Genomic DNA, 10,704 nt, shown 5'->3' on the forward strand with positions numbered 1-10,704 from the left:
GGGTCCTCACGCAGCAACGCGTCGAGAATGGTGTCGCTGATCTGGTCAGCGATCTTGTCGGGGTGACCTTCGGTCACGGACTCCGAGGTGAACAGAAGCCCCATGGCGTATTCCTTCGGTTTCGAGTCGGTCGCCCGCCCCGGATTCCCGGGACCTTTACGCATCCGATTCGACCCCACCCGCGCCGAGCGCGGGTGGAGGGTAGCTGGACCGGACCCCGGCGGTCGGATACCGCGGCACGGAGGGCAGGGGTCCGGTCGAGGCCGGCTCGTGGACCGCTTGCGGCGGACGGCGCCGGCGGACCCCGCGCCACCCGGGCCCCGCACCTCACCTGCGCGGCGGGCCGCGGAGGGGCCGACGCCACCTTGCGGAGCGGCCGGGCCACCGGCGCCGCTCCAGTCCCCGTCCACCGGACCTCGAGCGGTCGCCCGCACACTCGCCAAAAGGCGAGAAGAAGGAGGTGAACGCCGATGCCCGCACCGGCCGTACACCGGACATCACACCGGATCGAGGTGGCCGCCCCCGCCGGTGTCGTCTACGGGTTCATCGCCGACGCCGAACGCTGGCCGCTGTTCTTCGCCCCGAACGTGCACGTCGAGCCCCTGGACCTGAACGGCCACGAACAGCGTCTGGGTATGTGGACCCTGAACGGTGACAGGGTCGAGTCGTGGATCACGCGACGCACGCTCGATCCCGGCGCACGACGGATCGAGTTCCACCGCGAGACGGGTCCGGAGACCGTGAAGGGCATGCGCGGCATCTGGCGTGTCGAGCAGTTGCCGCACGGAGCCTCCCTGTTGACACTCGACCGCGAGTTCTCGACGGCGGACCACAGGCTCCCGGCCCCGTCGATCGGCGATGCCAACATCCGGCGGCACCTGGCCGACCTGAAGGACCTCACCGAACGCTGGACCGTCCTGGACGACCTGGTCGTCACCGTCGACGACCAGATCCGGCTGGACGCACCCGCCGAGCTGCTCTACGGCTTCCTGTACCGCTCCGGCGCCTGGTCCGGCGGTGATCCCGGCGTCACGGGAGTCCGCCTGAGCGAGGACGTACCCGGCGTGCAACTCGTCCACGGCCACACCGCCGGGAGCGGCGCGGCCGGCCGGGCCGTCCGGCTCTGCTTCCCCGGCGCCGGGCTCATCGTCTACAAAGTCACCGCCCCGCCCCCGCTGATCGCCGGCCAGGCCGGCGAATGGTGTCTCGAGCCCGATCCGACAGGAGTCACGATGCGCGTCCGGCACCGGGTGGTGCTGAGCGAGCAGGGCGTCGCGCAGGTCCTGGGCGCGGACGCCGGCCTGGCCGAAGCCCGCCGGCACGTGCGCGAGGCCATCGGCCGGGACAGCGCCACGCTCCTCGCCCTCGCGCGCCGCCACGCGGAAGACGCCGCCGACGCGATCGGACTCGGCGCGGTGGAAGAGTCGTGAACGTGACCACGGGGAGGCGTACCGACCCGCCGATCACCACCCGGCGTGCCGCCGGTGGCAGCGGGAGCGGGAGCGGGACGACGGCGGCGTACGACCCGGCCGGCGCACTGCGCCGGGCCGCCCACCTCGACCGTCTGCTCGGCGCCCCCCACGACCCGCTCAACCCGCACGGATTCGCCGCGTTCACCACCGCCGCACAGCTCGGCCGGCCCGCCGAAGCCACCCGACGGCTGCTCGCCGAGGCCGGGCTGGCCGCCGCGTTCGTCCCCGCTGCCCACGGCGGCACCCTCACCCGGGCCGACCTCCTCATGAACATCCTGCGGCCGGTGTTCCGGCGCGACGTGGCCCTCGGCTTCGACGCGGGTGTCACCTCGCTGTTCGCCGCCTCAGCGGTCTGGGCAGCCGGCACCCCGGAACAGCAGCACGTCATGGCGCGACTCCTGCTGGGCGGGGGGCGGGCCACCGTGGTGCATCCCGGCCTGGCCCCGGCCGGCGGGGTCCGGCGGGAGGAGGTCACCGCCCGGCGCGACCCCGCCGGCACCGGCATGCTGCTCGACGGAGGCAGGTCACTCGTCATCGACGCGGCGCGGGCCGATGTCTACGTCGTGCACGCCCGTACCGCCGCCACCGGCCCCCGTACCCACTCCGTGCTCCTGGTCGACCCCGCGCGGCTCCCCGCCGGACGGCTGCGCCGGCTGGCGCGCGTGGAGACCGACGGAATGCGTGCGGCCGTCTTCTCCGGCCTGCGGTTCGCCGACTGCCCCGTTCCCGACGACGCCCTCGTGGGCGGCCCCGGGGACGGCGCCACGCTGGCGCTCCGCATGAACCAGGTCAACCGGAGCCTGGTCGCGGGTGCCATGACCGCGGGTGCCGACCCCGTCCTGCGGCACGCCGTGGGAGCCGCCACCCGAGGGCGCTGCGGCCCGCCCGCCCGACGCTGGCACCGCCCGCTCGCCGGGGTCTTCGCCGATCTGCTCGTCTGCGACGCCCTGACCACCGTGTGCCTTCGAGCGGCCGGAGCGCTGCCCGACCGCGCCCATGTGCCCACGGTCGCCGCCACCTACACCGTGCCCGTCCTGCTCATGGACGCGCTCGAAGAGCTGTCCTCTGTGCTCGCCGCGCACAGCCGGCCCGGCGACGCCCTCCTGCACGCGGTCCTCGGGAAACTGGTGCGTGACCTGCCGGCCGCCGGTCTGGGACGGGACGGCGCGGCCGCCTGCCAGGCGGTCATCGTGCCCCAGCTGGCGGCCCTGGCGAAGCGCTCCTGGTTCCTGGAGGAGGAACCACCGGCTGCCCTGTTCCGGGCGGACGGGCAACTGCCCCCCCTGGATCACCGGGCCCTGGCCTTCGCCGGCGGCGGTGACTTCCTCGCCGCGGCCCTGTCCGGGGTCACCGGAAGATCCGCCCGGCCCGGCCGAGGCGGCGGCCGGACCGCGCTGCTGGCACGGATGGCGGACCTGTTCCGGGCCGAACTCCTCGCGCTGCGCGACCAGTGCGCCCTGCTGCCGGCCCGGTCCGGGGCGGCCCTCTCCGGTCCGGCGGCCTGCGCCCTGGCCGATCGCTACGGGCTCGTCGCCGCGGCCTCGGCCGTGCTGGCCGTCCGGGAGGGCCATGAGGGCGGGGACAGCGGGGACAGCGGGGAGGGCCACGACTCCTTCCTCGCCGATCCCGGCTGGGCCGTCCTCGCCCTGTCCCGGCTCGGCCGCAGGCTCGGCCTCACCCTGCCGGAGGTACCCCAGGACTGCGTCACGGACGTCCTCGACGAACTCCTGCTTCGTCAGCGCACCGGACGCGGCCTCGACCTCGGCGGCATCGAACTCGTGCCGTGAGCCCGGGGGAGCGGACCGGATGACGCGTGAACTCCGCATCGCGCCGCCCCTGCACGTGCACGGCCCGGCCGGGCCGTGGGACGAGGTGCGCGACACCATGGACCGGCGGGGCAGCGCGGTGGTGGTCAGCACGTGGGGGGAGTGGCTGAGCGCCGTCGTCACCGAGCCACGACTGCGGCTGCTGCTCGGCCGGGACTGGCCGCGCTACCGGCGTACCACCGATCCCCTCGTACGGCATCGGTTCGCCGCCGCGCGGCTGGTGCTGAAGTACACGGCCGCGGCGGCGCTCGGCACCGACCCCGCCGAACTGGACCTCGCCTACACGATCAGCGGCCGCCCCCACCTGCGCGGGCTGCACCAGGTCGACGTGGGACTCTCGCACACCGGCGAACTCATCGCGGTGGGCGTCGGCAGCGGCGGGCGGATCGGCGTCGACACCGAACCGCTCTCGCGCACCCTCGCCCTGGACGTCATGAGCGAGCGCATGTGCACGCCCGCCGAACGCGCCTTCCTCGATCGCCTGGACGACCCCGCACGCACAGCCGCCCTGCTGCGGCTGTGGACGCTGAAGGAGGCGTACACCAAGGCGCTCGGGCAGGGGATGCGGCTGGCCTTCACCGAGTTCGGCTTCCCCCCGGACGTCGAGGGAGAGCTGCCCGCGGGCCACGACGGTGCCCTGCTCGCCCCCGACGGCAGCCCGGCGGCGCCGGGCAGCTGGGCGTTCGGTACCTACCGTGCGCTCGGGCGCTACCGGGTCACGGCCGCGCGCTACCACCCGGCTCCCGGGGCGACGCCCTGGTACGTCGGGCACTCCGTGGCCGACGCCGCGTCCATGAGTCTGGTCGCCGGCCTGCTGGCGCCGCGCACGCCGTCCGCTCAAGCCGCTCCGCGCACCCGCTGAGCGGACCGGCTCCGCCCACGGCAACGCGAAGCCCGTCGTTCCACCGGATTCTCAAGCACGTCTCCAAGCACCTTTGAGCGCCCCCTGTGACCGTGGGCGAGTCCGACATCGCATACCGGGAATTGAGGAGGACGGTCATGTCGCTGCTGACGAGCACGTCCTCGGTGACGGGGGAGTCGTGGACGCCTGGTCGATAACCGCTGCCTTCCTGCGCGGATTTGGCCGCTCGCTGGCAGCAGCGGGCTGTTTCTGGATCTACATCCCCCCTGCTGATGAGACGGTCCGGGGCAGGGACCTGCTCGGGCCCCCACCGGGGCATCCCGAACGGGTCCGCCCCGACCTGCCGCTCAGCGCGGTCGAACGGCACCTGGCACGCTCGCTGTCGCACCCGAAGGACAACGCATGAGCATCGCTATCGAGGGTCCGGCCAAGGACCGGCTCACCGAACTCGCCGAGATCAAGACCCTGGCCGTCGCCGGACCCGGCGAACAGGCCACCGCACGCCAGCACGCCAAGGGCAAACTGACCGCCCGCGAACGCATCGGCCTGCTCCTGGACGAGGGTTCCTTCCAGGAGATCGAGACCCTGCGTCGCCACCGCGCGAGCGGGTTCGGCCTGGAGGCCAAGCGGCCCTACACCGACGGTGTGGTCAGCGGCTGGGGAACGGTCCACGGGCGCACCGTCTTCGTCTACGCCCACGACTTCCGCATCTTCGGCGGCGCGCTCGGCGAGGCCCACGCGGCGAAGATCCACAAGGTGATGGACCTGGCGCTGGCGGCCGGCGCGCCCCTGGTCTCCCTCAACGACGGCGCGGGCGCCCGGATACAGGAGGGTGTCATGGCGCTCGCGGGCTACGGCGGCATCTTCCAGCGCAACACCAGGGCCTCGGGGGTCATCCCGCAGATCTCGGTGATGCTCGGCCCCTGCGCCGGCGGAGCCGCCTACTCGCCCGCCCTCACGGACTTCGTGTTCATGGTGCGCGAGACCTCGCAGATGTTCATCACCGGCCCGGACGTCGTCAAGGCCGTCACCGGTGAGGAGGTCAGCCAGAACGGGCTCGGCGGGGCCGACGTCCACGCCACCGTCTCCGGTGTCGCGGCCCTCGCCTACGACGACGAGGCGTCCTGCCTGGAGGACGTGCGCTTCCTGCTGTCCCTGCTGCCGTCCAACAACCGTCAGACGGCGTCCCGGCAGCCCTCCCAGGACCCGGCCGGCCGGCCCACCCCGGCCCTGCGGGAGATCGTCCCCGCCAACGCCAACCAGGCGTACGACGTACGGGCCGTCATCGAGGAGATGGTCGACGACGGCGAGTACTTCGAGGTACAGCCGGCCTGGGCGCCCAACGTGGTGTGCGCGCTGGTCCGGCTCGACGGGCACGTCACCGGGGTGGTCGCCAACCAGCCTTCGGCCTCCGCCGGCGTCCTCGACATCCATGCCAGCGAGAAGGCCGCGCGGTTCGTGCAGTTCTGTGACGCCTTCTCCATCCCCCTCGTGACCCTCGTGGACGTTCCCGGCTTCCTGCCGGGCGTGGACCAGGAGCACGGCGGCATCATCCGGCACGGCGCCAAGCTGCTGTACGCGTACTGCAACGCCTCCGTCCCGCGGGTGCAGCTCATCCTCCGCAAGGCCTACGGGGGCGCCTACATCGTCATGGACTCGCGGTCCATCGGGGCGGACATCTCGCTGGCCTGGCCCAGCAACGAGATCGCCGTCATGGGCGCCGAGGGCGCCGCGAACGTGATCTTCCGCCGTGAGATCGCCGCGGCCGACGACCCCGAAGCCGTACGCGCGCAGAAGATCAAGGAGTACCGGTCCGAGCTGATGAACCCCTACTACGCCGCCGAACGCGGCCTGGTGGACGACGTCATCGACCCCGCCGAGACCCGCTCGGCGGTGATCGGCGCGCTCGCGATGCTGCGCTCGAAGCACACCGGCCTTCCCTCCCGCAAACACGGTAACCCGCCGGTGTGAACGGGGAGGAGGCGGAGATGAACTGCTGGCGAATCGCGGGCGGCAACCCCACGGCGGAGGAACTGGCCGCCCTCACCGCCGTGCTCACCGCCCTGGCGGCCGGGGGCACCGACGCCCCCGTGGAGGAGGGCGCGCCCGACGGACCTCAGGCCACCGCCTGGCACCGCCCGCACCACAACCCGCATCCGAGCGCGGGGACTTGGCAGACCGGCTGACCCCCGGGGCGCCGCCCGCTGCAGAGCCGTTCGAGTACCGCTCCAGCTCGGGGCGGCACGGTATCGACGGCACCCACACCACCAGAACCACGTCAGGAGACGCGACATGACCGATGCCCGGCTGGTCGGAACCTGGACGACGGAACTCGAGGACGACGGCAAGTCCGTGTTCGGACTGGCGTCCTTCGCCGGTGACGGCGTCGTCACCTGCTACCAGGTGAACGCCAAGAACATAGGACTCGGCAACTGGGAGTCCACCGGCAAGGACTCCTTCCACTACAACTTCCACATCCTCGCGGTCAGTCCCGAGGGCAAGCACGTCGGTGAGGCACACGTCTTCGTCGAGGGCGAGTTCGTCTCCGACGACCACTGGGAGGGCACCGGCGGCGCCAACTTCTACTCGCCCACCGGCGAACTGCTGCGAGGGCACGAGGGATCGAGGGTCGTCGCCCGCAAGTTCGGCATCGACAAGTAGTCCGCCCGGCGCACCGATCCACGTACCCCGCTCCCACCCGAGCCGGTACCTCACGGAGGAAGGACCCACCATGCTGCGCGACAGCCTCGAAGGTGAGCTGGTGCTGCCGTCGGACCCGGGGTACGACCTCGCCCGGCAGCTGCAGAACACCGAGTACGACACCGCGGCCCCCCGCGGCGTCGCGTACTGCCGTTCGACCGAGGACGTGCTCGCCTGCGTCCGCCACGCCCAGGACACCGGCTCACGCGTCCATGTCCGAGGCGCCGGCCACAGCTTCAACGGATGGTCCACCGGCGAGGGCCTGGTGATCGACCTGTCGCGGATGAACCACGTCACGGCGCAGGACGGCACGGTGCGCATCGGGGCCGGCATCCAGTCCCTGGACGCGCTGGACCGGCTGAAGCCGCTGGGCCGCCAGATCATCACCGGTACGTTCCCGACCGTCGGTCAGGGCGGCTTCCTGACCGGCGGCGGACTCGGCTGGCAGACTCGCCGGTTCGGTGTGGCGAGCGACCGGGTCCGCTCCGCCCGGGTCGTCCTGGCGGACGGCCGCGTGGTGCGCGCCTCCGCCGAGGAGCACCCTGACCTGTTCTGGGCGCTGCGCGGTGGCGGTGGCGGCACGTTCGGCATCGTCACCGACCTGGAGCTGCTGCCCGTCGACGCGCCCCGGCTGACCTCGTTCGAGACCCTCTGGGCGTACGAGGACGCCGCCGACGTCCTGGCGGCCTGGCAGGCGTGGGCAGTGGCGGCGAGCGACGATCTCGGTACCTCCCTGGTCGTCCTGCCGGGCATGTTCGGCCCCGGCGGCCGGCCGGTGGTGAAGACCTGGGGTGTGCACCTCGGAACACCCGCGGCCCTCGAACGGGCCCTCGACGAACTCGTCGAGCGCACCGGCGCCAAGCCCCTGCACCACGAGACCGGCGTCCCCGGGCCCTACGCGGACGTCATGCACGAGGCGCTGTGCGGCTCCAAGACGGTGCAGCAGTGCCACCGCACCGGCACCCACCCCGAGGCCGTCGGCCACCGCCACCCCTACACCAGGCAGGCCTACCGGCTCACCGGCCGGCCCGCCACCCGCCGGGAGGCACAGACCCTGCTCGACGCGTGGGACCCCGACCTGGACACCGAGCGCTACCTGCTGTGCATCGCGCTCGGCGGCGCGGCCAACCGCGTCCCGCGCACCGAGACGGCGTACGTCCACCGCGACGCCCAGTTCCTGGTGGGCTACCAGATGGCCACCCGCGACAAGGGCGCGGCCGCACGCGGACCCGCTGAGCTGCAGGAATGGGCCGACCGGTGCGGTGCCGCACTCGCCCCGCTGGCCACCGGCTCCTACATCAACTTCCCGTCCTCCCGGATCGCTCCCGGCTGGGAGGCCGACCACTTCGGCGAGAACGCCCCCCGGCTGCGCCAGGTCAAGCGGCACTACGACCCCGGCGACTTCTTCCGGCACGCACAGAGCATCCGCCCCGAGCCCGCCCGAACCACGGAGACAGGACGATGAAGACGGATCTGACGGACAAGGCGGTGCTCGTCACCGGCGCTTCCCGGGGCATCGGCCGTGCCACGGCCCTCGCCTACGCCGCCGAGGGCGCACGCGTCGCGATCACCTACCACTCCGACGAAGCGGGCGCGAAGGAGACGGCCGAGCAGGTGGCCGCCACGGGCGGCACCGCCCTCGTGGTCCGCTACGACCTCGCCGACCCGGACTCGATCCACGCCGCCGTCACCACCGTCGCCGAGCACTGGGGCGGCATCGACGTGCTGGTGGCCTGTGCCATGGAGTGGGGCGACGCCATCCCGCGCCCCGGCCGGGAGATGCCCGCGTTCGAGGATGTCCCGCCCGCCCAGTGGCGACGGGTGCTGACCACGTCCCTGGACGCCGTCATCCACACCGTCCAGGCCGCGCTGTCCCGGATGCGGGACCGGGACTGGAGCCGCATCGTCCTGCTCGGCGCGGGCCTCGCGGACACCGGGATGGTCGGCGCGGGCGCCTACGGGGCGGCCAAGTCCGGCCTGTACGGACTGGTGCGCAGCCTCGCCTGGGAACTCGGACCGGCCGGAATCCTGGTGAACCTGGTCGTCCCCGGCCAGACCCTCACCGAGAACGTGCTCGCGCACGCCTCCCCCCGATTCCTGGAGAACAAGGCGAAGAGCCTGCCGTCCGGCCGGATGAACACGCCGGAGGACGTGGCGCGCGTCATCGTCTTCCTCGGCTCCGCCGCCAACGGCAACGTCCACGGCGAGGCCCTGCGTATCACCGGCGGGCTGTGAACGCCTGCCGCCCAGCATCCACCGGCCCCTCCGTCGCCCCCGCCGGCGGCCGCACACTCTGGAGAACCCATGCCTGACACCATCGGCACGCCGACCACACTGGCGGACGGGGCCGACGACGCTCCCGCCTACCCGATCCAGCGCGGGTGCCCCTACCGCATGCCCCCCGGCTACGAGGAACTGCGGGACAAGGGCCCGATCTCCCGGATCACCCTCTGGAACGGGCGGGTCGCCTGGCTGGTGACCGGCAACGACGTCGGCCGCAGGCTCTTCCCGGACGCGCGGCTGTCCTCGGACGTCCTCGATCCCCGGTTCCCCCTGCTCGCACCGCGCATCGAGGCCCAGCGGCAGCAGGCCGCCGCGCCGCCACTGGTCGGGGTCGACGACCCGGTGCACGCCCGGCAGCGCCGCATGGTGCTGCCCAGCTTCGGGGTCCGGCAGGTCAACGCACTGCGCCCGGTGATGCAGCGGTACGCCGACGAGCTTCTCGACAAGATGCTGGCCAAGGGGCCCGGCATCACCGTCGACCTGCTCACCGAATACGCCCTGCCCATGCCGTCCGCCGTCATCTGCACCCTGCTCGGAGTCCCCTACGAGGACCACCACTACTTCGACGAGCGCTCGCGGCACGTGCTGTCCTCCGCCGGAGCGGAGCAGGCGGCCCAGGCGCAGCAGGCGTTCACCGAGATCCTCGCCTACCTGGACGACCTGATCGCCCGCAAGCAGAACGAGCCGGGTGACACCCTGCTGGACGAGCTGATCAGCCGTCAGCTGGAGGAGGGCAAGGTCGACCGGCACGAACTGGCGATGCTCGCCACCGTCCTGCTGGTCTCCGGGCACGAGACCACGTCGAACATGATCGCGCTGTCCACCATGGCGCTGCTCGCCCACCCCGAGCAGCTGGCGGCGCTGCGCGCCGACGAATCGCTGATGCCGCGTGCCGTCGACGAGTTCATGCGCTACACCTCCATCGGCGACATGCTGATGCGGGTGGCCAAGGAGGACATCCAGATCGAGGGCCACCTCATCAGGGCCGGCGACGGAGTGGTCCTGTCCACGATGCTGATGAACCACGACGCCGACTACTTCGAGCACCCCGACGAACTCGACATCCACCGCCAGGCCGGCCGCCATGTCGGCTTCGGTTACGGCATCCACCAGTGCATCGGCCAGAACCTCGCGCGTGCCGAGATGGAGATCGCCCTGACCACCCTGCTGCGACGCGTTCCCACGCTGCGGCTGGCCGCGCCCGAGGACGAGATCGGTGTGAACGCGCCGTTCGTACTGCAGGGCGTCACCGAACTGCCCGTCACCTGGTAGGCCGGCATGCGTATCTCCATCGACAGCGACCGGTGCATCGGCTCGGCCCAGTGCGTGGTGGCCGTGCCCGCCGTCTTCGAGCAGGACGAGGACGGACTGTCCACCGTGATCGCGGGACGCGAGGACGGCGCCGGGCAGCACCTGGTCCGCGAAGCCGCGCGCGCGTGTCCCGTGCAGGCCATCGCCATCGCGGAGACGGACGGCGCCTGACCCCCTCGACGTCCGGACCGGGGCCGACGACGACCCCGGTCCGCTCCCACCGGTGGCCGGGCAAGGGCGGTGCGGCGCC

The 10,704-nt window shown here is 72.5% G+C and carries 12 protein-coding genes; 11 read left to right on the plus strand and 1 reads right to left on the minus strand.

Annotated features, from left to right (window positions below):
* Positions 1–104: S-adenosylmethionine synthetase N-terminal domain-containing protein (locus ACFWN1_RS27985; protein ID WP_384367713.1), on the minus strand; the 104-nt coding region annotated here is incomplete at its 3' end.
* Between the two features lie 366 nt (positions 105–470).
* Here ACFWN1_RS27985 and ACFWN1_RS27990 point away from each other — a divergent pair.
* The 11 genes from ACFWN1_RS27990 to ACFWN1_RS28040 all read left to right on the plus strand — a co-directional run bounded on the left by ACFWN1_RS27990 (position 471) and on the right by ACFWN1_RS28040 (position 10,625).
* A complete protein-coding gene (locus ACFWN1_RS27990) occupies positions 471–1,430 on the plus strand; it encodes an SRPBCC family protein (RefSeq protein ID WP_384367679.1) in 960 nt (319 codons plus the stop codon).
* Positions 1,427–3,259 (plus strand): acyl-CoA dehydrogenase, encoded by a 1,833-nt coding sequence (locus ACFWN1_RS27995; protein ID WP_384367682.1) that lies wholly within the window; start codon positions 1,427–1,429, stop codon positions 3,257–3,259. Before ACFWN1_RS27990 ends, ACFWN1_RS27995 begins: the two co-directional genes overlap by 4 nt.
* A gap of 19 nt (positions 3,260–3,278) precedes the next feature.
* A complete protein-coding gene (locus ACFWN1_RS28000; RefSeq protein ID WP_384367685.1) occupies positions 3,279–4,160 on the plus strand; it encodes a 4'-phosphopantetheinyl transferase family protein in 882 nt (293 codons plus the stop codon).
* A gap of 178 nt (positions 4,161–4,338) precedes the next feature.
* Complete coding sequence (locus ACFWN1_RS28005; protein WP_384367689.1) at positions 4,339–4,566, plus strand: DUF6059 family protein; 228 nt, start codon at positions 4,339–4,341, stop codon at positions 4,564–4,566.
* Complete coding sequence (locus tag ACFWN1_RS28010) at positions 4,563–6,131, plus strand: acyl-CoA carboxylase subunit beta (protein WP_384367692.1); 1,569 nt, start codon at positions 4,563–4,565, stop codon at positions 6,129–6,131. Before ACFWN1_RS28005 ends, ACFWN1_RS28010 begins: the two co-directional genes overlap by 4 nt.
* 17 nt (positions 6,132–6,148) lie before the next feature.
* Complete coding sequence (locus tag ACFWN1_RS28015; protein ID WP_384367695.1) at positions 6,149–6,346, plus strand: acyl-CoA carboxylase subunit epsilon; 198 nt, start codon at positions 6,149–6,151, stop codon at positions 6,344–6,346.
* A 106-nt stretch (positions 6,347–6,452) separates the two neighbouring features.
* On the plus strand, positions 6,453–6,821 hold the full coding sequence (locus ACFWN1_RS28020) for a hypothetical protein (protein WP_384367698.1): 369 nt from the start codon (positions 6,453–6,455) through the stop codon (positions 6,819–6,821).
* Positions 6,822–6,891: 70 nt separating this feature from the next.
* Complete coding sequence (locus ACFWN1_RS28025; RefSeq protein ID WP_384367701.1) at positions 6,892–8,325, plus strand: FAD-binding oxidoreductase; 1,434 nt, start codon at positions 6,892–6,894, stop codon at positions 8,323–8,325.
* Positions 8,322–9,095 carry an SDR family NAD(P)-dependent oxidoreductase gene (locus ACFWN1_RS28030; RefSeq protein ID WP_384367704.1) on the plus strand — a complete coding sequence of 258 codons (774 nt, stop codon included), beginning with the start codon at positions 8,322–8,324 and terminating at the stop codon, positions 9,093–9,095. The genes ACFWN1_RS28025 and ACFWN1_RS28030 overlap by 4 nt, the downstream gene beginning before the upstream one ends.
* Positions 9,096–9,164: 69 nt before the next feature.
* Positions 9,165–10,415, plus strand: coding sequence for a cytochrome P450 (locus tag ACFWN1_RS28035; RefSeq protein ID WP_384367707.1), 1,251 nt, complete (start codon positions 9,165–9,167; stop codon positions 10,413–10,415).
* A 6-nt stretch (positions 10,416–10,421) separates the two neighbouring features.
* Complete coding sequence (locus ACFWN1_RS28040) at positions 10,422–10,625, plus strand: ferredoxin (protein WP_384367710.1); 204 nt, start codon at positions 10,422–10,424, stop codon at positions 10,623–10,625.
* The last annotated feature ends 79 nt before the right edge of the window (positions 10,626–10,704 follow it).

Origin of the sequence: Streptomyces sp. NPDC058459 (assembly GCF_042721685.1) — a bacterium.
Lineage (GTDB): Bacteria > Actinomycetota > Actinomycetes > Streptomycetales > Streptomycetaceae > Streptomyces.

What these genes read in the sequence shown, in the direction of transcription:
- ACFWN1_RS27990 (WP_384367679.1), top strand. Translation starts at nt 471, where the DNA reads ATGCCCGCACCGGCCGTACACCGGACATCACACCGGATCGAGGTGGCC.
- ACFWN1_RS28000 (WP_384367685.1), top strand. Translation starts at nt 3,279, where the DNA reads ATGACGCGTGAACTCCGCATCGCGCCGCCCCTGCACGTGCACGGCCCG.
- ACFWN1_RS28010 (WP_384367692.1), top strand. Translation starts at nt 4,563, where the DNA reads ATGAGCATCGCTATCGAGGGTCCGGCCAAGGACCGGCTCACCGAACTC.
- ACFWN1_RS28015 (WP_384367695.1), top strand. Translation starts at nt 6,149, where the DNA reads ATGAACTGCTGGCGAATCGCGGGCGGCAACCCCACGGCGGAGGAACTG.
- ACFWN1_RS28020 (WP_384367698.1), top strand. Translation starts at nt 6,453, where the DNA reads ATGACCGATGCCCGGCTGGTCGGAACCTGGACGACGGAACTCGAGGAC.
- ACFWN1_RS28025 (WP_384367701.1), top strand. Translation starts at nt 6,892, where the DNA reads ATGCTGCGCGACAGCCTCGAAGGTGAGCTGGTGCTGCCGTCGGACCCG.
- ACFWN1_RS28030 (WP_384367704.1), top strand. Translation starts at nt 8,322, where the DNA reads ATGAAGACGGATCTGACGGACAAGGCGGTGCTCGTCACCGGCGCTTCC.
- ACFWN1_RS28035 (WP_384367707.1), top strand. Translation starts at nt 9,165, where the DNA reads ATGCCTGACACCATCGGCACGCCGACCACACTGGCGGACGGGGCCGAC.
- ACFWN1_RS28040 (WP_384367710.1), top strand. Translation starts at nt 10,422, where the DNA reads ATGCGTATCTCCATCGACAGCGACCGGTGCATCGGCTCGGCCCAGTGC.